General features: G+C 67.0%; 18 protein-coding genes. 13 read left to right on the top strand and 5 right to left on the bottom strand.

Features of this window, described 5'->3' with window-relative positions:
* Positions 1–21 precede the first annotated feature (21 nt).
* The 4 genes from ACQR2C_RS02875 to ACQR2C_RS02860 form a co-directional block, all read right to left on the bottom strand.
* The gene (locus ACQR2C_RS02875; RefSeq protein ID WP_434880384.1) at positions 22–2,355 is read right to left on the bottom strand and encodes an acetamidase/formamidase family protein; all 2,334 of its coding nucleotides are present in this window, start codon (positions 2,353–2,355) and stop codon (positions 22–24) included.
* A gap of 281 nt (positions 2,356–2,636) precedes the next feature.
* Entirely contained in the window at positions 2,637–3,878 is a 1,242-nt protein-coding gene (locus ACQR2C_RS02870; protein ID WP_316183181.1) for an acetamidase/formamidase family protein, read from the bottom strand.
* Positions 3,879–4,116: 238 nt separating this feature from the next.
* Positions 4,117–5,757: an amino acid ABC transporter permease/ATP-binding protein gene (locus ACQR2C_RS02865; RefSeq protein ID WP_434880383.1), complete on the bottom strand. Its 1,641-nt coding sequence runs from the start codon at positions 5,755–5,757 to the stop codon at positions 4,117–4,119.
* 410 nt (positions 5,758–6,167) lie between these two features.
* Entirely contained in the window at positions 6,168–7,058 is an 891-nt protein-coding gene (locus ACQR2C_RS02860; protein WP_315801986.1) for an ABC transporter substrate-binding protein, read from the bottom strand.
* 441 nt (positions 7,059–7,499) lie between these two features.
* On the opposite strand from ACQR2C_RS02860, the gene ACQR2C_RS02855 reads away from it, so the two are divergent.
* From ACQR2C_RS02855 to ACQR2C_RS02830, 6 genes are all read left to right on the top strand, one after another.
* The gene (locus tag ACQR2C_RS02855; RefSeq protein ID WP_434880382.1) at positions 7,500–8,324 is read left to right on the top strand and encodes an ABC transporter permease; all 825 of its coding nucleotides are present in this window, start codon (positions 7,500–7,502) and stop codon (positions 8,322–8,324) included.
* Positions 8,324–9,388, top strand: a complete 1,065-nt coding sequence (locus ACQR2C_RS02850; RefSeq protein WP_434845700.1) for an ABC transporter ATP-binding protein — start codon at positions 8,324–8,326, stop codon at positions 9,386–9,388. The genes ACQR2C_RS02855 and ACQR2C_RS02850 overlap by 1 nt, the downstream gene beginning before the upstream one ends.
* A 30-nt stretch (positions 9,389–9,418) precedes the next feature.
* Positions 9,419–10,450, top strand: a complete 1,032-nt coding sequence (locus ACQR2C_RS02845; RefSeq protein WP_315801989.1) for an ABC transporter substrate-binding protein — start codon at positions 9,419–9,421, stop codon at positions 10,448–10,450.
* A gap of 82 nt (positions 10,451–10,532) precedes the next feature.
* On the top strand, positions 10,533–11,363 hold the full coding sequence (locus tag ACQR2C_RS02840; protein WP_316217090.1) for an ABC transporter permease: 831 nt from the start codon (positions 10,533–10,535) through the stop codon (positions 11,361–11,363).
* Positions 11,364–11,593: 230 nt separating this feature from the next.
* Entirely contained in the window at positions 11,594–13,204 is a 1,611-nt protein-coding gene (locus ACQR2C_RS02835; protein WP_434880381.1) for an amidohydrolase family protein, read from the top strand.
* Positions 13,201–14,211 carry a CobW family GTP-binding protein gene (locus ACQR2C_RS02830; RefSeq protein WP_434880380.1) on the top strand — a complete coding sequence of 337 codons (1,011 nt, stop codon included), beginning with the start codon at positions 13,201–13,203 and terminating at the stop codon, positions 14,209–14,211. Before ACQR2C_RS02835 ends, ACQR2C_RS02830 begins: the two co-directional genes overlap by 4 nt.
* A 188-nt stretch (positions 14,212–14,399) precedes the next feature.
* On the opposite strand, the gene ACQR2C_RS02825 is transcribed toward ACQR2C_RS02830, so the two are convergent.
* Positions 14,400–15,221, bottom strand: a complete 822-nt coding sequence (locus ACQR2C_RS02825) for an IclR family transcriptional regulator (RefSeq protein ID WP_434873241.1) — start codon at positions 15,219–15,221, stop codon at positions 14,400–14,402.
* Positions 15,222–15,400: 179 nt separating this feature from the next.
* Here ACQR2C_RS02825 and ACQR2C_RS02820 point away from each other — a divergent pair, with 179 nt between their 5' ends.
* The 7 genes from ACQR2C_RS02820 to ACQR2C_RS02790 are packed head-to-tail and all read left to right on the top strand — an operon-like array spanning position 15,401 to position 21,991.
* Positions 15,401–16,456 carry an ABC transporter ATP-binding protein gene (locus tag ACQR2C_RS02820; RefSeq protein WP_434880379.1) on the top strand — a complete coding sequence of 352 codons (1,056 nt, stop codon included), beginning with the start codon at positions 15,401–15,403 and terminating at the stop codon, positions 16,454–16,456.
* A complete protein-coding gene (locus tag ACQR2C_RS02815) occupies positions 16,453–17,307 on the top strand; it encodes an ABC transporter permease (RefSeq protein WP_434880378.1) in 855 nt (284 codons plus the stop codon). The genes ACQR2C_RS02820 and ACQR2C_RS02815 overlap by 4 nt, the downstream gene beginning before the upstream one ends.
* A gap of 5 nt (positions 17,308–17,312) precedes the next feature.
* Positions 17,313–18,107 (top strand): ABC transporter permease, encoded by a 795-nt coding sequence (locus ACQR2C_RS02810; RefSeq protein ID WP_434880377.1) that lies wholly within the window; start codon positions 17,313–17,315, stop codon positions 18,105–18,107.
* 4 nt (positions 18,108–18,111) lie between these two features.
* Positions 18,112–18,405 carry a (2Fe-2S)-binding protein gene (locus ACQR2C_RS02805; RefSeq protein ID WP_434873237.1) on the top strand — a complete coding sequence of 98 codons (294 nt, stop codon included), beginning with the start codon at positions 18,112–18,114 and terminating at the stop codon, positions 18,403–18,405.
* Positions 18,398–19,792 (top strand): FAD-dependent oxidoreductase, encoded by a 1,395-nt coding sequence (locus tag ACQR2C_RS02800; RefSeq protein ID WP_434873236.1) that lies wholly within the window; start codon positions 18,398–18,400, stop codon positions 19,790–19,792. Before ACQR2C_RS02805 ends, ACQR2C_RS02800 begins: the two co-directional genes overlap by 8 nt.
* A complete protein-coding gene (locus tag ACQR2C_RS02795; RefSeq protein WP_434873235.1) occupies positions 19,776–20,948 on the top strand; it encodes an NAD(P)/FAD-dependent oxidoreductase in 1,173 nt (390 codons plus the stop codon). Before ACQR2C_RS02800 ends, ACQR2C_RS02795 begins: the two co-directional genes overlap by 17 nt.
* Positions 20,945–21,991 carry an ABC transporter substrate-binding protein gene (locus tag ACQR2C_RS02790; protein ID WP_434873234.1) on the top strand — a complete coding sequence of 349 codons (1,047 nt, stop codon included), beginning with the start codon at positions 20,945–20,947 and terminating at the stop codon, positions 21,989–21,991. Before ACQR2C_RS02795 ends, ACQR2C_RS02790 begins: the two co-directional genes overlap by 4 nt.
* The last annotated feature ends 307 nt before the right edge of the window (positions 21,992–22,298 follow it).

The raw sequence follows: 22,298 nt of genomic DNA, 5'->3' as shown, positions 1-22,298 counted from the left end.
GGCGTTGGGGCGCAATGAACGTCAGCGTTCATCCTCGAACAGCCGCTTGCTCAGGATCGCGTGGACGCCCCAATTGCCGTCGACGACCTGGGTCACGCCGAAATCCACCGCGGCGGACATCAGCGCGACCGCCTCGTCCTCGCTCAGGCCTTTGACGTGCATCAGGAAGCGCCGCATCTTGCGGAACGCGTCCTTCATCGCGAGGTCGAGCGAGGAGGTCGCGTAGACCTCGCTCTGGCCCTGCGCACCGAACTCAGCGAGATAGTTCGGATGGCTGAAGCCGGTCAGCACCCAGTCGGTCGCGGTTTCGATCAGCGGGTAGGAGAGATCGGCGAACGGCTGCCCCGCGAGTAGCGCCTTCTTGTGCAGGATCACCTGGAACGTGCCGGTCATCGAGCATTCGATCGCGGTGCCGCCGAGCTCCCCGTCGCCCTGGGTGGCGTGGGGATCGCCGACGGACAGCAGCGCGCCGGGCACCGCGACCGGCAGATACACCGTCGATCCCCTGCCGAGCCGCCAATTGTCGAGATTGCCGCCGAAATAGGAGGGCGGAATCGAATCGACGAAATCGGCCTCGCGCGGCGCCACCGCGATGACGCCGAAATGCGGCCGCAAGGGAATGCGGATGTTGTCGAGCACGCCGTGGCGGCGCTTGATGCTGTCGGGGGCGACCGGCACGCCGGGATAGTCGTAGGTCGTGTGCACGATCCCGCTGGGATCGGTCTGCGGCTCCCAGCGGTAGGAATACAGCGCGCGGGCATGCGGCTCGGGCGCATCGGCGAAGATCTCGTAGATCGTCACCGCCTCGCGCGGCGCCGGCGCGGCGATCAGCTCGTTGTAGTGATAGCCCCACCACGCCGCGACGCTGGAGCCGAACACGCGGCCTGCATGTTTCGGGTTGCGGCTTGGCCGCGGCACGATGTCGAGGATGCGCACCTCCAGCACGTCGCCGGGCTGCGCGTCCTTGATCGCCACCGGGCCGGTGCAGATGTGCACGCCAAAACCTTCGCCGGCGCCGCGGCCGAACACACTGGCGTCCATCGGGCCGGCGCCGCGGCGGTCGACGTTCTTCTTCGCCTTGGTCCAGCCGAACACGCTGAGCGCAGCCGCGTCGCCTGCGATCATCAGCTCGGGATCATCGGAGGCATGCTGGGTCAGCGTCTCCACCGTGATCGTGTCGCCGGATGCGATTTCGATCTGCGGCGGCAGCGAGCGGCTGAAATAGCCCCAATGCACACGCTCGGCCGAGATCGCCAGATGATGGTGATGCCGCTGCGCGTCCTGGTCGTTGGCCGGCGCGGGCAGGGCGACATCGCTCCTGGCCGACGCCGGCCTCTCGCAGGCGCGCTGCTGCGCCAGCGCGTCCTGCGGCCATCCGCGCTGGCCGCGCGGGGCCGCCGCCGTCACCGCCTGCTCGGCCTTCTGCTGCCGGAACTCGCGCGGCGACAGGCCGAAGCGGGCGCGGAAGCTGCGGCTGAAATGCGCTGAATCGGCGAAGCCGTAGCGATAGGCGATCTCCGAGATCGAATGGTTGGCTTCGGCCGGATTGGACAGGTCGGTCCAGGCCCGCTGCAGCCGGCGTTCTTTGACGTAGTGGCTGAAATTGTCGCCGGCGCTCTCGAACAGCTTTTGCAGATAGCGCTCGGAAATGCCTTCGGCCTGGGCCACCCGCGCCGGCGTCAGCTCGGCATCGTCGAGCCGCCGCTCGATGGTCTGGCAGAGCCGGTGCAGGATCGCGGCCTGCGTCGCGCTGCTGCCGGCCTCCGCCGCCGGCGCGGCTTGTTGATGGGCGAGTGTGAGCAGCAGATCGACCATGCTCTGCGCGACCGTGCTCCATTCGGCATCGCTCAGGGTGTCGAGCGCGCGTGCGGTGGCCTCGATGGTGCGGCAGACCACGTCGGCCAGGCCGCTCGGCGCGATCACCTGGGCTTGGGCCAATTTCAGCCTGCCGCTGATGCGGCCATGCAGGGCGTCCGCCGTCACCGACAGCACGATGGCGCGCAGACCGCGCTGGAACGCGATGCTCCAGTCGCCGGCGCGCGGCAACAGCATCAGATGTCCCGCGGGGACGATGCGATGGCCGTCGCTGCAGCGGAGCAGGGCGCCGTCCTCGATCGCGAGCAGGGCGATCGGCAGATCCGCATGGGCCTGCGGAACCGCAGTGATCGCCTGCGCGCCCGCCGACAGCCGCGAAAGAGCGATGCCCGGCGCTTGGCGATGCGAGGCGGTGGCATGGCCATCATAAAATGGTGTCTTCGCTGCGGGCTGTAGCCCGACCGCATTCAGCACGTCGCGCCACGCCTCCGGACGCTCGCCCTCGGCATAGGATTCGCTGGTGAACGGACGAAAACTCATGGCACGCCCCGGGTCGGGGAATTCTAAGCAACCCCCGTGCCAGATGAGCTTCATGACCTGCCGTGTATCGGTGTTGTTCAGTTCGCTATTCCTCCACTCATTTGGATCGGTGCTCGTGCCACAGGCGCGATCGGTTCCCCTCCCCCTTGTGGGGAGGGGTTAGGGGAGGGGGCCCACAACGGCGGTCTCGCCCCGGGGCACCCCTCTCCCCAACCCTCCCCCACAAGGGGGGAGGGAGCGCACCATCCGCGGGGCGGGAGCTGGCTATACGTTTCGCAAAATCACTCACACCGGAACACGTTCTTCCGGATCGTGCCATGCACGCCCCAATTGGCGTCGACCACCTGGGTGACGCCGAAGTCGGCGCCGACCGACATCAGCGAGATCGCCTCGTCCTCGCTGAGGTGGTGCACCGTCATCAGGAAGCGCCGAAGCTTGCGGAAGGCGTCGCGCATGGCGCGGTCGAGACTGGAGTGGTTGGCGATCTCGGTCTGCGCATTGGCGCCGAGCTCGGCGAGATAGTTCGGATAGGTGAAGCCGTAGACCGACCATGCCTGGTCGGTCTCCAGCAGCGGATGCGTCAGGCCCTCGAGCTGCGTGCCGCCGAGGTCGCTCTTCTTGTGCAGGATGAACTCGAAGTCGCCGGTCAGCGAGGTCTCGATCGCGGTGCCGCCGAGTTCGCTGTCGCCCTGCGCGGCATGGGGATCGCCGACCGAGAAATAGGCGCCGGGTACGGCGACCGGATAGTACATCCGCGCGCCCTTGCCGATACGCCAGTCGTCGATGTTGCCGCCGGTGTAGCTCGGGGGGATCGAGGAGACATAGTCGGCCTCCGATGGCGCGAGCCCCATCGTGCCGAAATGCAGCCGTGCCGGCACCTTCACATTGGGCAGGATGTTCTCGCGCTTCTTGATCGTGGCGTGGTCGACCGGCACGCCGGGATAGTCGATGGTCGGGTGCACGATGCCGTCGGGATCGGTCTGCGGCGTCCAGACGTAGTTGTAGACCGCCTTGGCGAACGGCTCGCCCGCGGTGTCCAGCTCGAAGATGGTGATGACCTCGCGCGGCTTCGGCTCCTCGATCAGGTCGTGATAGTGGAAGCCCCAATTGGCGGCGGCGTTGGAGCCGAAGCACTTGCCGGCATGGCAGCCGCATCGGCTCGGCCGCGGCCTTATGTCGAGGATGCGCACCTCGAGCACGTCGCCGGGCTCGGCGCCTTCGATCGCCACCGGTCCGGTCAGCAGATGCACGCCGATGCCTTCACCGGAGCCGCGGATGAACGGGCCCTCGGTCGGACCGGAGCCGCGCCGCGCCACGGCCTTGTGCTCTTTCGTCCACTTGAACACGCTTTCCGCGCCGGGATCGTCCTTGATCATGCGCTCATAGTCGTCATTGGCGTGATGCGTCAGCGTCTCGATCGTGGCGCGCTCGCCGGAGCGCAGGGTGAGCGCGGGTGTCACCACCTTGGAGAAATAGCCCCAATGGACGGTCTTGTTGGACACCGGCAGCAGATGGTGTTTCATGCGAGGGCCTCTTTGCTCAGAGATCGAGATTGTCGTGCGGTGAATTCGAGGGCGGGCCTCATGGTTCTCAAGGCGATGCCGGAGGCATCGTCCGGAGACGGCGCTGCGCGCCTCCTCACCATGAGGGTCGGAAGCGAGGCCACCTCACCCACGGACCTCATCCTGAGGAGTCCGCTGCAGGCGGGCGTCTCGAAGGATGGCCGCACGCAAGCGCTCGCTCCTAACGTGAAGGATGAACTCATGCCACCGCGTCCTTCGGCCGCTCGGCCTCCATCACCGAGAGGAAGCGCGCGGTCAGCGGATGGCGCGGGTTGGTCAGCACCTCGTGTGCGGGGCCTTCCTCGAGGATGACGCCACCATTGAGGAAGGCGACGCGGTCGGCGACCTCGTCGGCGAAGCGGATCTGGTGCGTCGAGATGATCATCGTGAGGCCGTCGTCGATGGCGAGACGGCGGATCACCTCCAGCACCTCGTTGACCAGCTCCGGATCGAGCGCGGAGGTCGGCTCGTCCAGCAGCAGCACGCTCGGATTCGGCGCCAGCGCGCGGGCGATCGCGACGCGCTGCTGCTGGCCGCCGGAGAGATGCCGCGGCAGCGCATCGGCGCGATGCGACAGGCCGACACGGTCGAGCAGTTCAAGGGCGCGACGCTCCGCTTCGAAGCGGCCGAGCCCATGCACCCAGCGCAAGGGACCGGCGACATTCTCCTTGGCCGTGAGATGCGCGAACAGATTGAACTGCTGGAACACCATGCCGACGCCGACATTGGCGCGCTCGTTGGCGATGGCGCGCGGCGTCAGCTTGCGTCCCCGGTCGTCGAAACCGAGCTTGCGGCCGCCGACGCGGATGTTGCCGGCGTCCCAGTTCTCCAGATGATTGATGCAGCGGAGCAGGGTGCTCTTGCCGGAGCCGGACGGCCCGAGCAGCGCGATCACCTCGCCGATGCGCACCGTGAGATCGAGGCCGTCCAGCACCTTGTTGCCGTCATAGGCCTTGCGCAGCTCCGTGACCTCGACGGCGACGTTGTTGCGGGCGATCGTTGCGGCACGCCGGGCCCGGTCTTCGATCGACAAGGCGAGCGGCGGCGTCTCCTTCAGCTCGGCGGGCTCGGGCGGCGCGGCCTCGATGGCCGGGGCTGTCTTCTCCGCGAGCTCCAGCTTCGTCGCGACGTCGGCGCGGCGCCGAGGTAACAATAGCGCAAGGTAGTCCGCCAGCTTGCGCTGCTTCGCCGTGCGGTCGAGATCGAGCAGCCATTCGAGCGCAAGCTGGATGACGCTGATCGCGCCGGTCAGCACGAGATAGATGAGACCCGAGGCGAAGAAGATCGAGAAGAAGTCGAAGGTGGAGGACGCGAGCTGCGTCGAGCGCAGGGTAAGCTCCTGCACGGCGATGACGGACGCGAGCGAGGAGTTCTTCAGCGCGCTCACCGCCTCGTTGCCGAACGCGGGAATCATGGTGCGGATCGCCTGCGGCGCGATGATCCGGCGCATCAGGACGCCGGGTGTCATGCCCAGCGCCTGGCCGGCCAGGAGCTGGCCGCGATCGACGCCGAGCACGCCGGAGCGCAGCATCTCGGCGATGAACGGCGCCTCGTTGCAGGCGAGCGCGAGGCCCGCCGCCAGCACCGCCGGCAACTTGATGCCGATATGCGGCAGCGCGTCGTAGGCGAACACCATCTGCAGGATCAGCGGCGTGCCGCGGAAGATCACGGTGTAGCCGCGCGCGATCGCGGCCAGCAGCCAGAACCGGCTGAGCTGCATCGCCGCGAGCACGAGGCCGAGAATGAGACCGCCGACCAGGCCGAGCGCGGTGACCTGCAGGGTCAGCTCGATGCCCTGCAGCAGATACGGCATGCTGAGATAATGCAGGAAGAGGGACATGAGGGGGGCGGCCTGGCTACGTAGGGTGGGCAAAGGCGCAAAGCACCGTGCCCACCGCGGTGGTTCGAGAGAAGGAAGAAAGGAAGAAAGAAGGTGGGCACGCTGCGCTTTGCCCACCCTACGAAGTCTGCGTGCGTTGTCGCGCGGTATCGGAACTCAGATGGTCAGCAGTCGCGAAGCTCAGCGTTTGATCGAAATTCAGCAGCCGCTTGCTGCTTGAAGCTGTCGCTGTGAGGCAAGGTGTCACCGCTGCGGTGCTGCGCTCCCTCCCCCCTTGTGGGGGAGGGTTGGGGAGGGGGGTACCCAGGAAAGACTGTCCCGTGTCGACCCCCACCCCCGACCCCTCCCCGCAAGGGGGAGGGGAGCGCACCGTCTCCGCGGCAGCAGCTTCACTTTCGAAGCCGCGCCTGTTAGTCCGCCGTCAGGATGTCCGGCTCCTTGAAATTGGCCGGGTCGAGCTGCCACTTCTTCAGGAGCTCCTGGTGGATGCCTTCCTTCTGCACCTCGATCAGGGCGGCGAGCACGGCATCGCGGAACTTCGGCTTGTCCTTGGGCACGGCGATGCCGACCGAATAAGGGATGGTCACCGCGATGGCCTTTTCCAGCTTGTCCGGATAGGCCTTCACCGCCTGGTCGACCGTGTTGACGTCGTTGACATAGGTATCGGCGCGGCCGGCGAGGATGGCCTGGATGCAGTTGGCGTTGTTGTCATAGAGCTGGATCGTCGGCTCGGGCTTGCCGGCTTCCTTGCATTTTGGCGCGAGATCCTGGATCAGCGGCACCTCGACATAGCCGGTGTTCTCGGCCGCGGCCGCGCCGCACATCGACATGTTGATGCCGTTGATGCCCTTCGGATTGCCCTTGGCGACCAGCACGCCGTCGAACACCTTGGAGTAGGTGATGAAGTCGGCGGCCTTGGCGCGCTCCTTGGTGGCGTAGATGTCGGAGATCACGATGTCGGCCTGGCCGCTCGCCAGCGTCGTCAGAAGCGCTGCGAAGGTCACCGGCTTGTAGGTCAGCTTGAAGCCGAGGCAGTCGCCGATGGCCTCGCCCAGATCGATGTCGAAGCCGACATATTTGCTCGGATCCTTCGGGTCGATCGACTCGTAGCCCGGCGTGTGCGGGTTGATGGCATTGACCAGCGTCTTGCCCTTCCAGTCCGGATATTTCTCCTTCAGCGCCGCGCAGCCCGCGGGCGTCGCCGCTTGAGCGTCGATCGGCGCGAGAAGTCCCGCCGCGATGATGGCGCCGAGCGCGGCAAGCCACGCGCGCCGCGCCCCAGTGAATAGCCTCGTCTGCATGTTGCCAGCTCCTTCGAACGATGATGTCGCGCTGGTCCGGCGGTGCATTGGTGCCGTCGCCCCGGTCCAAGCTCGGGGCGAAGCTTAGGTGCGCGCCCGCGCGGATGACTTGTCCGTGGACGCACAAAATATTGGATCGTGCCGGTGCAAGAATTGAGCACGCATTGCCCAAAACCGCGCCGCTGCGACGGACCGTCGCGCAGGCCGTGCCCGCGATCGGAAATCCAGAAATCAGCAAGGCCCCCGCGCCGGCGACGGGACATGCGCGCACGGCGCTAGCGCCAAGATGGAAGCGGCACCGCGTCACGCGTCAGGATCGCAGCATCGTGTCGCCCATGCGTATGTGCATTGCGATAACCCGTGGCACAGGCTTGGCGGCGGCGGAGCCGCCGACTACGATGCGCCGCATAAGTTGCTGATCTGTTTGTTGAGGTGTCTGCAATGCTGTTCCGTTTTACGGGACAACCATCACTCGGCCAATTCGCAGTGCGGACACTGATCGTCGTCGCCTACGCCACCATCTTCGCGCCCGTGATCATGATCGTGGTGACGAGCTTCTTCGCGCAGGAGATCGTGAGCTTTCCGCCACCGGCGCTATCGCTGAAATGGTATGCGAACGCGCTGAGCAAGCCGGAATTCCTGCGCGGCCTCATCACCAGCTTCCAGGTCGCGCTGCTCGCGACCGCGATCGGCGTGCCCTTGGGCACGGCGGCGGCGCTCGCCATCGTGCGCGGCGAGTTCCGCGGCCGCCAGGCGCTGAGCTCATTCCTGCTGGCGCCGCTCGCGGTGCCCGGCGTGGTCGCCGGCTCCGGCCTCTACATGCTCTACGTGCTGGCGGAGGACCTGCTCGACCGCGACATCAAGGCGACCACGGAAGGCCTCGTCGCCGCGCATACGCTGCTGGCGATCCCGTGGACGGTCCGGCTCGTCGTCGCTAGCCTGCAGGGACTCGACCGTGCCGCCGAGGGGGCCGCCGCCAATCTCGGCGCCAGCCCGTTCACGGTGTTCCGCCGCATCACCCTGCCGATGATGCGCTCCGGCATCGTCGCGGCTGCGATGTTCTCCTTCATCCAGAGTTTCGAGAATCTCGATCTGTCGATGCTGCTGGTCGGGCCCGGACGGATCACACTTCCCGTTGCCATGCTGAACTATCTCGAATTCCGCATCGATCCGACGCTCGCTGCCGTCGCCACCGTGCAGATCGCGCTGGTCGGGCTGCTGATGGTGATCACCGACCGCTTCGTCAAATTGTCGCGGGTGGTGTGATGGCGCAGCTCACATTGGAGAAGCTGACCAAGCGCTTCGGCACGTCGATCGGCGTGGAAGGGCTCGATCTTGCCGTCAATGAGGGCGAACTGGTCGCGCTGCTCGGCCCGTCCGGCTGCGGCAAGACCACGACCTTGCGCATGGTCGCCGGCTTCCTGCCGCCGACCAGTGGCCGCGTGCTGTTCGACCGCGAGGACGTCACGCATCTGCCGGCCTACAAGCGCGCCACCGGCATGGTGTTCCAGTCCTATGCGCTGTTTCCGCACATGAGCGCGGCCGACAATGTCGGCTTCGGCCTGGAGATGCGCGGCCTCGGTACGGCCGAACGCAAGACGAAAATTGCGGAGGCGCTGAAGCTGGTGCGGCTGTCGCATCTCGCCGACCGGCTGCCGCGGCAATTGTCCGGCGGACAGCAGCAGCGCGTGGCGCTGGCGCGCGCGCTGGTGATCAATCCGCGCATCTTCCTGCTCGACGAGCCCCTGTCGAATCTCGATGCCAAGCTGCGCGCCGAGGTGCGGCTCGAGATCCGCGCGCTGCAGCAGCGGCTCGGCCTGACGACGCTGATGGTGACGCATGACCGCGAGGAGGCGCTGACCATGGCCGACCGCCTCGTGGTGATGGAGGGCGGCCGCGTGCGCCAGATCGGCACGCCGCAGGAGCTCTACGACTCGCCGAAGGATGCGTTCGTGGCGGACTTCGTCGGCCGCTGCAACATCGTGGCGGGCCGGCGTGCGAATGAGCGCCAGTTCCGCACCAGCGGCGGCCTGCTGCTGCCGGTCGATGTCAGCAGCGGCGAGCGCGACGATGCCGACGCCTTCGCGCTGCGTCCGGAACGGATTGTCATCGCGCCCGGCGAGTCCGGCGAGGTGCGCGGCCGCCTGCAGGCGATCACCTATATGGGCGCGCAGACCGAATATGTGGTGGCACTCGGTGATGAGACGCTGGTCGCGATCAGCCCGACGCCCGACGCCGGCGAGCCGCTGGCGGCGCTCAGGCCCGATGATCCGGTGTCGCTGCAATGGGACCGCAAGGTCCCGCGTCTCGTGCCTCAGACATCTTTGTAACGCATCCCATCCACAGCGAGAGGTTCTGCCATGATTTCGCGACGTCATTTTCTCTCCGCCAGCGCCGGCATGGCCGCGCTGGCCTCCGGCATGCCGACCGCCCGCGCCGAAGGCGGACAGGTCGTGGTCGGCACCTGGGGCGGCGACTACGGCCAGTTGCTCTCTGACATCATCGACAAGCCGATCATGACGCCGAAGGGCTTCGAGATCGTGCAGGACGTCGCCAACGCCGATCCGCGCAAGACCAAGCTGCTGGCCGAGCGGCAGAGCCGGCGCGGCTCGATGGACGTCGCCTGCCTGTCCGACAACGACGCCTACATCGTGTCGCAGTCCGACGTGTTCGAGAAGGTCGATGCCGCCCAGGTGAAGCGGCTCGACAAGGTGTTCCCGGAGCTTCGAAGCGAGATCGCGATTCCGCATATCTATTCGGCGCAGGTGATCCTCTACAACACCAACCAGGTGAAGACGCCGCCGCAATCCTTCGCCGATCTCTGGGATCCGAAGTGGCGCGGCAAGATCGGTCTCGCCGACATCCTCTATCCCAACAACACGCTGGCGGCGGCGCTGGCCGGCGGCGGCGGAGTCAGCAATCTCGATCCGGCCGAGAAGAAGCTGATGGAATGGCGCTCGCTCGACGTAAAGATCTATCCGTCGAACGAGGCGCTGGCGGCGGCGCTGAAGTCGGAGGAGGTATGGCTGACCACGATGTGGCTCGCCCGTGGCTTCATGTGGAAGAAGTCCGGCATTCCGCTCGCCCATGTCGTGCCGAAGGAGGGCACGCCGGCGATCGTGTTCCAGGCCTCGGTGCCGAAGAACGCCAAGAACAAGGCCGGCGGCTTCGCCTATCTCGACGCGATGCTGGATGCCAAGGCGCAGGGCGGCTTCGCGGACAAGATGGGCTACGTCCCGACCGTCACCGACGCGCCGCTGCCGGAGGATCTCGCCAAACAGGTCAGCCTCACCGAGGCCGAGCGCGCGCGGCTGCTGAAGCCGGACTACGCCTATGCCGCCGGGCGCTCGCAGCGCACGCTCGACTTCTGGAACAAGGAGTTCAAGGCGTAGGCCTTGGATGATGCGCTCCCTGCGGCCTCGCCGCAGGAGTCGCGGCTGAACAGCCGACACTTTCGCAATCGGAGCTCGCGCGATGGCGCTGCTGGTCGTTCCTGCCTGTCTGCTGGTCCTGGCGCTGCTGGTCGGGCCGATGATCCTGATGTTCCGGATATCGCTCAACCAGTTCAGCCCGACCCAGTTGATGATGCAAGCGCTGTCGCTGGACAACTACATCAAGGCCGCGACCGATCCATATTATCAGCAGATCATCCTCGCGACGCTCGGCATCGCACTGCTGTGCACTCTGCTCACGCTGATTCTCGCCTTCCCGGCGGCCTATTGGCTCGGCCGCATGGAGAGCCGCTGGAAGAGCCTGGTCGTGATCGCGACCCTGTTCCCGCTGCTGGTCGGCAATGTCGTGCGCTCGGCCGGCTGGATGGCGCTGTTCGCACGCGACGGCCTCGTCAACACCAGCCTGCTGAAGCTCGGCCTGATCTCGACGCCGCTGGAGATCATGTACACGACCAAGGCGGTGATCATCGGCATCATCGCGGTGGTGCTGCCCTACATGATCCTGACGCTGTCGGCGGTGATCGAGAGCATTCCGCGCGATCTCGAATATGCCGCCGCCAATCTCGGCGCCTCCGGCGCGCGGGTGTTCTGGCGGGTCATCCTGCCGCTGTCCGGCCCCGGCGTCGCCGCCGGCTCGATTCTGGTGTTCGTTTTGTGCATGAACACCTATGCAACGGCGGTGCTTCTCGGCGGCCCGCGATTCAAGATGATGGCGCCTGCGGTGTACGACCAGTTCGTGCGCGGCAACAACTGGCCGATGGGCGCCGCACTCGCCTTCATGCTGCTGGCGGTGACCATGGCGTTCACGGTGTTCGGCAGCGTGGCATTCGCGCGGCGGTACAGGACGGGATAGGCGTGGAACGTGTGGCGCGAGAACTTCATCGCGCGCGCGGTGTAACCTCGCCCCGCTTGCGGGGAGAGGTCGGATGGCATCGTCAGATGCCATCCGGGTGAGGGGGTACAGGTCTCACCACAAACACCACCCGTGCGTCTGCCCCTGACCCCAACCCTCTCCCCGTAAGAACGGGGAGAGGGAGCGCACTGTGCGCTTGGTTTACTAATTGGATCAAAGGAATTGTCGCTATGACCGACCAAGCCACGACACTGCCCGGCGATGAGCTCGCCTTCATCAGGAACAAGGGCGCCGCGCCGATCGTGCCGAAGGCAACGAGCCGCGATCGCGGCATCGGGCCGTTCAAGCGGCTGGCGCTGCGCAGCGCCACGGTGATCGACGGCACCGGCGCGCCGCCGATCGGGCCGGTCGACATCATCGTCGAGAACGGCCGGATCGTCAGCATCAAGAAGGTCGTGGGCTACGGCTATGCCGGCAGTATCGGCGAGCCGGCCGATCACGAGATCGACTGCCGCGGCAAATGGGTGACGCCGGGCTTCGTCGACTGCCACGCCCATGCCGGCGTCGCCTATCATTCCGCTAACGGCTGGGTGCCGCCGGTCGACTATGTCTACAAGCTCTGGCTCGCGCATGGCGTCACCACGGTGCGCGAGATGGGCTCGATGAACGGCCTGTCCTGGATGCTCGACCAGAAGCAGCGCGCCGAGAACAACAGCATCGCCTCGCCGCGGCTGCTGGCCTATGCGTACTTTCCGGCCGTCAACGACATGGTCAAGACGATCTATACGCCGGAGCAGGGGCGGAGCTGGCTGCGTGCCGTCAAGGAGCGCGGCGCCGACGGCATCAAGTTCTTCGGCGCGCCGCCCGCGATCATGGAAGCCGCGCTCGACGAGTGCAAAAAGATCGGCCTTCGCACCGGCTGCCACCACGCCCAGATGGCGGTGTCGCGCATGAACGCGCTGACCACGGCCAAATGGGGCCTCACCAGCGCCGAGCATTATTACGGCCTGCCGGAGGCGCTGTTCGAGGATCGCATCATCCAGAACTTCCCGCTCGACTACAACTACACCGACGAATATTTCCGCTTCTCGGTGTCCGGACAGATGTTCCGGCAGGGCGCCGAGCCCGGCTCGGCCAAGTGGAACGAGGTGCTGGAGCAGTTCCTGGAGATCGGCTTCACCTTCGTGCCGACGTTCACGATCTACGACGCCAACCGCGACCTGATGCGGGCGCGCCAGGCGTATTGGCACAAGGAGTATACCTGGAAGTCGATGTGGGACTACTTCACCCCGCAGCGCGGTGGCCACGGCTCCTATTGGTATCGCTGGTCGACCCAGAACGAGATCGAGTGGAAGGAGAACTACCGGCTCTGGATGGCGTTCATCAACGAGTACAAGAACCGCGGCGGCCGCGTCTGCACCGGCTCGGATTCCGGCTTCATCTACCAGATATTCGGCTTCGGCTATGTCCGCGAGCTGGAGCTGCTGCAGGAGGCGGGCTTCCATCCGCTGGAGGTGATCCGCTCGGCGACCTCGCAGGGCGCCGCGCTGTGCGGCCTCGAGGACGAGATCGGCACCATCGACATCGGCATGCGCGCCGACATGCTGGTGCACGACCACAATCCGCTGACCGACTTCAAGCTGCTCTACGGCACCGGTGCGATGCGCTTCAACGATGCGACCAACGCGGTCGAGTGGCATCGCGGCCTCAAATTCACGATCAAGGACGGCATTATCTACGACACCGAAGAGTTGCTCGCCGACGTCCGCGATCTGGTGAAGGCGAGCTGGGAAAGCGACGTGCCGGAGAAGTACGCCACCAAGGACGCCGCGGCGCCATGAGCGCCTCTAGCATCGACTTCTTCGTCCTGACCGGCTTCCTCGGCTCCGGCAAGACGTCGCTGCTGCGCGACGTGCTCACCGCGGAGACGGCGTCGGATACGGCCGTGATCGTCAACGAGGCCGGCGAGGTCGGGCTCGACGGCGTGCTGCTGCGCGAGAGCGGCGACGACGTGCCGATGGCGATGCTGTCGAACGGCTGCGTGTGCTGTCAGGTCGGCAGCGATCTCGCCTTCACCATCGATCGCCTGATCATGGCGCCGCGGCCGGATGGGCTGCCGCCGTTGCGGCGGATCATCCTGGAGACCTCGGGCCTGTCAATGCCCGGCCCGGTGCTGCGCCAGCTCGCGACGCTCGCCGAGCACCGTATGCGCGTCGCCGTCGTCGCGACCTACGATCTCACACGCGGGCTCGGCGTCGCGACATTCGAGGAAGCTGCCGCGCAATGGGCGGCGGCGCATCGCATCGTCGCGACCAAGGCCGATCTCGCGCTTGACGCGCTTGCCGGAGCGCAGGTTGCGATCGCGCAGCTCAATCCCGTGGCCGAGGCGATTGCCAGCGCAAATCGCGTGGCCATCGTGACGGCCGCATTCGCGCCGCTGGCAACATCGCTGCCGCTGCGCGAGGTCGCGCCCGATCTGTCCGCCGCGCATCCGCGTCTCGCGCTCTGCCTCGTCCGCCCGCCGGCTGAGATTGCCTATGCCGACCTCGCCGGCTGGCTCGACAATGTCGCGGGCCGGCTCGGCGAGCGGCTGCTGCGCATCAAGGGCCTCGTGAAGGTTCACGAGGCGCCGCGGCCGCTGCTGGTGGAAAGCGTCGGGACGGTGTTCTCGCCGCCGCGGCAATTGACGGCCGAGAAACCGCCGGCGCCGTTCATCGTCGTGATCGCGCGCGACATCGTCCGAGTTGAGCTCGAACAGGTCGAGCCAATAGGCATGTTCAGCTTCTCTTGGCGCAAGCCCGAGATCAGGGACGCGCCGCGTGGCATTCGCGCCGAGTGGGTGACTTAGGCAGCTGCATCAGTGGCGTGGCGCCAGACACTTGGCTGTCATTCCGAGGCAATCGTCCACACGCAGCCGCGTGTGGACGATCGAACCCGGAATCCCGAGATTACCGAACGACGCAAGACAGCATCGGGATTCCGGGTTCAAGGCCTGCGGCCTTGCCCCGGAATGACGGTGGTTGTGATTGAGGAAGATCAGTTCCCCGCAATCGTACTCAGACTCCGCGACGGATAGCGCAAGGCGACATCGAACGGGTTGAGCTTGCCGGCCAGCGCGCTCGCCTCGCCTTGCAGGATCTTCACGACATGCGGCAGCCGGTCGGCGTTCAGCCGTTCCGCCAGCGTGCCGACACTGAGCGCCGCGACGGCGCGGCCCTGCGCGTCGAGCACGGGCACGCCGACGCCGGCCATGCCGGGAATGAGACCGGTGCTGGTGTTGACCCATCCTTGGGCGCGGGCCTGTGCCAGCGCGCTGCGCAGCGAGGCCTCGTCCAGGAAACCGCGATCGAGCAGGCGCGGGATGTTGAAGCGGATCACCGCCTCCTGCTCGTCCTCGGGCAGGTTGGCGAGAATCGCGAGGCTGCCCTGGCCCAGCCCGAGCGGCACCTTGCCGCCGATGTCGCCGGTGAAGGAGCGGATCGGAAACGGTCCTTCGACGCGGTCGAGGCAGACCGCGTCAAAGCCGTTGCGCACCAGCAGGAAGATCGTGTCGCTCAAGGTTGCCGACAGCCGCAGCAGCGCCGGCCGCGCCGCCTCGCGTAGGCCGCTGGCCTGGCCCGCGCGTGCGGCGAGCACGTAGAAGTCGAGCGCCAGGCGATAGCGCTTGCCGGCCGCCTGTTCGGCGAAACCTTCGGCGGCGAGATCCTGCAGCATGCGATGCGCGGTCGGCTGGCTGCAGCCCGCGGCCTCCGCGATGTCCTTCAGCCGCAACCCGTCGGGGTCGCCCTCGGCGAGGATGCGCAGCAGCTTCAGGGCCCGGCGAAGGCTGGAGGACGAATCGCTGTCGGCTGTCGTCATCTGCAGTGATGAATGTTGGAGGCAAATCTGTCGTATAGATTTCATATATTAGAATTCCAGATAGATAAATTCAGGATATCGGAATTCATGATTGACCGTCTGCATGGCCCACCGGCATGAAAGAGCCCCAGGGCGGCAATCCCTGCTGATGGCAAAGGGAGCTTCCCGCGCGAGGACGCATGGGTTTCCTGACGCTGGACGGTCTCACCAGGCGCTACGGCGATATCGCTGCGGTCAGCGATGTCAGCCTCAGCGTCGCCAAGGGCGAGTTCATCTCGCTGCTCGGCCCCTCCGGCTGCGGCAAGACCACGACGCTCCAGATGATCGCCGGCCTGGTCGAGCCGACCTCGGGCCGGATCACGCTCGACGGTCGCGACATCACCAATGAGAAGCCGGACCGCCGCGGCCTCGGCATCGTGTTCCAGAGCTACGCGCTGTTTCCGCACATGACGGTGGCGCAGAACGTCTCTTTCGGATTGGAGATGCGCAAGGTCGCCAGGGCCGAGCGCGGCGCGCGCGTGAGCCAGGTGCTGGCGCTGGTGCAGCTCGCATCGCTCGCCGACCGCTATCCGCGCCAGCTCTCCGGCGGCCAGCGTCAGCGCGTCGCGGTGGCGCGCGCGCTCGTCATCGATCCGCCGGTGCTGCTGCTCGACGAGCCCTTGTCGAACCTCGACGCCAAGCTGCGCGAGGAGATGCAGTTCGAGCTGCGCGGCATCCAGCAGCGCGTGGGCACCACCACGATCATGGTGACCCATGACCAGGGCGAGGCGCTGTCGATGAGCGATCGCGTCGTGGTGATGGAGCAGGGCCGCATCATGCAGGTCGATGCGCCCTATCGATTGTACGAACATCCCGCGACACCCTTCATCTCCTCGTTCGTCGGCAAGATGAACCGGCTGTCCGGCATCTGGCGCAACGGCGGCGTCGAGATCGGCGGGCGCGTGCTGCCGTGCGAGGCCGCAGGCCTCGCGGACGGCGCAGCCGCCGTGCTGGCGATCCGGCCGGAGAAGATCAATCTCACCGCGCCTGGCGCCGGCGTGCTCGATGGCCGCATCTGGGCGCGCTTCTTCCTTGGCAGCGCCTGGTTCTTCACCGTGGAGACGCTCGCCGGAGTGATCGGCGTCTCCCTGCCCAATGCGGGCGAGGAGCCGGCGCGCGAGGGCGATCAGGTCGGCCTCGCCTGGAGCAGCGCCGGTGCGCGCGCGTCGAAGCCGGACGGAGCGCCACCGGCATGAGCACGCGCGCCCATGCGACACCATGGCTGCTGACGGCGCCGGGCGCGCTGCTGTTCACCGCATTGGTGGTCGTGCCGCTGGCGCTCACACTGGCGCTGTCGTTCCACGTCTATGACGCCGCGACCGGCGTCAAGGACGAGACCACTTTGGCGCACTACCTCGCCATCCTCTCCGACAGCTACTTCATCACCATCTTCTGGCGCACGCTGCGGCTCGCCGCACTCACGACCTTGATCTGCGCGCTGATCGGTGCGCCCGAGGCCTACATCCTGGCGCGCATGCGCGAGCCCTGGCGCTCGGTGTTTCTGCTTGCGATCATCGGCCCGCTGCTGGTCTCGGTCGTGGTGCGCGCCTTCGGCTGGAGCATGCTGCTCGGCCCCACCGGCCTAGTGAACGAGGCGTTCCGCGCGCTCGGGCTCGGCACCGTCAGGATCCTCTATACCGAGACGGCGATCGTCATCGCGCTGGTGCATGTGATGCTGCCGTTCATGGTCATCCCGGTCTGGACCTCGCTGCAGAAGCTCGATCCGATGGTCGAGGCCGCGGCGTGGACGCTGGGTGTCTCGCGCTTCACGGCGCTGCGCCGGGTGGTGCTGCCGCAGGTGACGATGGGGCTGCTGTCCGGCAGCCTGGTCGTGTTCGGCCTGTCGGCATCGGCCTTCGCCATCCCCGCGCTGCTCGGCGGCCGCCGGCTGAAGATGGCGGCGACGCTGGTCTATGACGAATACATGCACGAGCTGAACTGGCCGCTGGGCGCGGCCATCGCGATCCTGGTACTGGTCATCAACCTCGTCATCATGCTGGCCTATCAGCGCGTCGTCGAGACGCGCGCCCGGCGGACATTGGGGTGAGCGGCATGCGCCACAATGGTCCGATCGCGCTGGTTTTTCATACGTTGGTCGTCGGCTTCGTGCTGGCGCCGCTCGCAGTGATCTGCCTTGTCGCGTTCACGCCGGCCAACACACTGACCCTGCCGACGACGCAACTCTCGCTGCGCTGGTTCGCGGCCGTGTTCGCGCATCCGGATTTCGTCGCCTCCTTCCTCAACAGCCTGTGGGTGGCGGCGACAGCCGCAACGATCGCGGTCGTGCTCGCGGTCGCCGCCGGCCTCGCGCTCGACCGCTACGATTTCCGCGGCCGCGCGGCGCTCAACGCGCTGTTCCTGTCGCCGCTGATGATTCCGCATCTCGTGCTCGGCGTCGCGCTGCTGCGGCTGTTCGCGCTGCTCGGCGCCACCGGCAGCCTGGTCTGGCTGACGGCCGGCCACATCGTCGTGGTCACGCCCTATGTGCTCCGGCTGGTGCTGGCGGCGCTGTCCGGGCTCGACCGCAGCGCCGAGCAGGCGGCGGTCACGCTCGGCGCCTCCGGCTGGATCGTGTTCCGCAGGATCACCGTGCCGATGATCCTGCCCGGCATCACCGGCGGCTGGCTGCTCGCCTTCATCAACTCCTTCGACGAGCTCACGATGTCGATCTTCATCACCTCGCCCGCCACCGTCACGCTGCCGGTGCGCATGTACATGTACGCGACCGAATCGATCGATCCGATGATGGCCGCGGTGTCGGCGCTGATGATCGCGGTGACGGCGGCGGCGATGCTGCTGCTCGACCGCATCTTCGGCCTCGACAAGATCCTCGTCGGACAAGGTTGACACCATGCCGCTGCTGCACCGCCTCGTCCGCAACGACAGCACCGTCATCTCCTTCACGATCGACGGCGTGCCCTGCGACGGCCGCGCCGGCGACACCGTGCTGACGGCGGTGCTCTGTCATGTCGAACGGCTGCGCCACAGCGAGTTTTCCGGCGCGCCGCGGGCCGGCTTCTGCCAGATGGGCGCCTGCCAGGATTGCTGGGTGCTGCGCGCAAGCGGTGAGCGGCTGCGCGCCTGTACGACGCCGCTTACCGAAGGCATGGACATCATCACACGACGAGGGCGCGGCCATGGTTGAGCGTGCATCGCCCCTGATCGTCGGCGCCGGTCCGGCCGGCATCCGCGCGGCGATGACATTGGTCGCGGCCGGCCTGCGGCCGGTCGTGGTCGATGAGGGCCACGCCTGCGGCGGCCAGATCTATCGCCAGCCGCTGGCGCCCGACGGCCGTGATGCCCCGGAGCGCTACGGCTCGGAGGCTGCGAAGGCCGTGCGGCTGCATCGCGATTTCGCGGCGCTCGGCCCTGCAATCGACTATTGGCCGAATGCGCTGCTATGGAATCTGCGCGACGGCGCGGCCGACATTCTCCGCGACGGCATCAGCCATCGCATCAACTATGATGGACTCGTCCTCGCGACCGGCGCCACCGATCGCGTGCTGCCGATCCCGGGCTGGACCTTGCCCGGCGTCTTCACGCTCGGCGGCGCGCAGGTCGCGCTGAAGGCGCAGGGCTGCGCGATCGGCCGGCGCGTGGTGTTCGTGGGCTCCGGCCCGCTGCTCTATCTGGTGGCGTGGCAGTACATGAAGGCCGGTGTCGACGTCGCCGCCGTGCTCGACGCGGCGCCGTTGTCGGCGAAGCTCAATCTGCTGCGCGCGCTGCCGCTGGCCCCCGGCATCGTGCTGCGTGGGGTGCGCATGGCCGCGGAATTGACGCTGCGCGGCACGCGCGTGCGGTTCGGCGTGTCCCGGGTGCGGATCGAGGGCGAGGGCAGGGTGGCCCGCATCGCCTATCACGCCGGCGGGCGGGAGCACGCGATCGCCTGCGACGGCGTCGGCTACGGCCTCAATCTGCGCTCGGAAACCCAGGCGGCCGATCTCGCCGGCTGCGCCTTCCGCTTTGATGCGCGCGACCGGGCGCATCTGCCGGTGCGCGACGCCAGTGGCCGCAGCAGCGTCGCGGGCGTGTACCTTGCCGGCGACGGCGCCCGCATCGCCGGCGCTGATGCCGCCGAGGCCGCCGGCGAGCGCGCTGCACTCGCATTGCTGGAGGATCGCGGCCTGCCGCATGATGCCGCGCGGGCTGCCGCGCTCGAGCGCAGGCTTGCGACGATCGATCGCCTGCGCGACGGGCTGGAGGCCGCGTTTCCCTATCCGTCGCATTGGGCGGACGACATCGCCGATGACACGCTGCTGTGCCGCTGCGAGGAGATCGATGCCGGCGAGGCGCGGCGCGCGATCAGCGATTTCTCGCTGACCGAGATCAATCGCCTGAAGGCGGTGACGCGCATCGGCATGGGCCGCTGCCAGGGCCGCATGTGCGGCGCGGCCGCCGCGGAGCTGTTGGCTGCGCAGACGCGCCGCGACATCGGCGCTGTCGGCCGGCTGCGCGCGCAGGCGCCGATCAAGCCGATCCCGCTGGCTGCCGGCCTGTCCGCCGACGAGAGGCAGCATGACCCGGCGCATTGACAGCGATGTCGCGATCATCGGCGGCGGGCTGGTCGGCAGCTCCGCCGCGCTCGCCTTGCGCGGCATGGGCCTCTCCGTCACGCTGCTCGACAAGGGTTTTTGTGGCGCGCAGGCGAGCGGCGTGAACTACGGCGGCGTGCGCCGGCAGGGACGCCCGTCCGAGCAACTGCCGCTGTCGCAGCGATCCCACGCGATCTGGCCGCGGCTCGAGGCGCTGATCGGCATCGACGGCGAGTTCGTGCGCTCCGGCCATCTCAAGCTCGCGCGGAGCGCTGAGGACTTGGCGAGCCTGGAACGCTACGCCGCCGATGTCGCCCCGTTCGGACTCGGTCTCGAACTGGTTGGTCACAACCAGTTGCGCGAGCGCTTCGGCATCAGCGGCGACGTCGTCGGCGGCTCGTTCTGTCCCGGCGACGGCCACGCCAATCCGCGGCTGGTCGCCACCGCCTTCGCCGCAGCGGCGCGTCGCGCCGGTGCCGAGTTGCTGGAGACCACGGAGGTCACGGGCGCCACCAGGACGTTCGAGGGGTTTGCGCTGGAAGCCGGCGACGTCGCCATCAAGGCGCGCACCGTCGTCAACAGCGCCGGCGCATGGGCCGACGGCTTTGCCGCCGCATTCGGCGAGCCCGTGCCGCTGGAGCGCACCTATCCCTCGATGATCGTGACCGAGCCGCTCGATCCGTTTCTCGGCGTCAACATCGGCATCGAGGGCGGCGGCATCTACGCGCGGCAGGTTGCCCGCGGCAACGTCGTCGTCGGCGGCGAGCGCGCTGCGCCGCTCGCCGACCCCGATTTTTCGCGTCCCCGCAGCGACGGCGTGCTCGCCATCATGCAACGGGCGAGCGGGCTGTTCGGTCCACTGCGCCACGCCCAGGCGATCCGGTTCTGGAGCGGCACCGAGGCGACGATGCCCGACCGCAATCCGGTGATCGGGCCGAGCGCGACGACGCCGGGCCTGATCCACGCCTTCGGCTTCTCCGGCGCCGGTTTCCAGATCGCGCCGGGTGTCGGCGAGGTCCTGGCCGAGCTGGTGCGCGACGGCGAGACCTCGACGCCGATCGGCGCCTTCGCGATCACACGTTTCCCACCCGCATCGCAGCCGGGCGATGCATCTCAAGCAGCAATGACGACAGGATCGAAGGAGACCTCGCCATGATTGATGCTCGCGCCGCGCTCGGCCCAGCCCTCGCGCTGATGCTCGCCACATCAGCCGCGTATGCTGAAACCAAGACGCTCTATGTCGGCATGAACGGCGGCAATTTCGAGCGCACCTATACGCAGGCCGTGTTTCCGGACTTCGAGAAGGCGAATGACGTCAAGATCGTCGTCGTGCCCGGCACCTCCTCGGAGATTCTCGCCAAGGCGATTGCGGCCAAGGACAAGCCGCAGATGCATGTGATGTTTCTCGACGACGGCGTGATGATCCGCGCCGCCGGTCTCGGCCTGTGCGAGAAGCTGAGGCCGAGCGAAGGTCTGGCGCAGCTCGAGCCGTTCGCACGGCTCAAGGACGACATCGCCGCCGGCATCGACATCGGCATGACGGGCTTAGCCTACAACAAGAAGCTGTTCGACGAGAAGGGCTGGGCGGCGCCGAGCTCGTGGCTCGATCTCGCCGATCCGAAATTCAAGGACAAGGTCGTGTTCCAGTCGGCCTCGGTCTCGACCTTCGGCCTGCACGCCTTCCTGATGTTCAACCGCATCAACGGCGGCAGCGAGGCCAATGTCGAGCCGGGTTTCAAGGCGTTCGCGGAGTCGATCGGCAAGAACGTGCTCGAATACATTCCGAACTCGGCCAAGATCTCCGAGATGGTGCAGACCGGCGAAGCGGCTATCTTCCCGCTGACGCCGACGGCGGTATCGACCTTGAAGGAGAAGGGCATCGCGGTCGAGTATGCGCAGCCGAAGGAGGGCTCGGTCGTGCTGATGGTCGCCGAATGCGTCATCGCCAACAACTCCGAAGCCGAGCTGGCACAGAAGCTGGCGGCTTATTTGTTGTCACCGGAGGCACAATCCAAGGCGCTGGCGGCCGGCAACATCGTGCCGTCCAACACGACCGCGAAGGCGACCACCCCGGCAGCCGAGCAGAAGCTCGCGACGTTTCATACCTACATGAAGAGCGCGATCACGCTCGACTGGGACGTCATCAACGCCAAGCGCCCCGAATGGAATGCGCGATGGAACAGGATGATCGAGCGGTAAGCCGCGTTGAAGCGTAGTAGTAACGCTTGGCACGCGGTGCTCGTGAATGTGCCCTCTCCCCTTGTGGGAGAGGGCATTTTGGACGGTGCTCCAATCACGGTTGGGTGAGGGGTATTTGTCCACGAGCATCGTTCGTTGAGAGAACCCCTCACCCAAACGCGCATGCGGATAGGCCGCCGATGCCCTCTCCCACAAGGGGAGAGGGCACTTCATTGGGCAGCGTAGCCCTGACTGATCTGATCGGGCCGTAGGGTGGGCACGGCGCGATCGCTAGCCAGCAACAAACGCGGCGCCGGGACGCGCCTTT

It is taken from the genome of Bradyrhizobium sp. HKCCYLRH3061 (assembly GCF_051168015.1).
Taxonomy (GTDB): domain Bacteria; phylum Pseudomonadota; class Alphaproteobacteria; order Rhizobiales; family Xanthobacteraceae; genus Bradyrhizobium.
The sequence above is the reverse complement of the archived record's forward strand: the minus strand, read 5'-3'. Positions and strand labels throughout refer to the sequence as shown.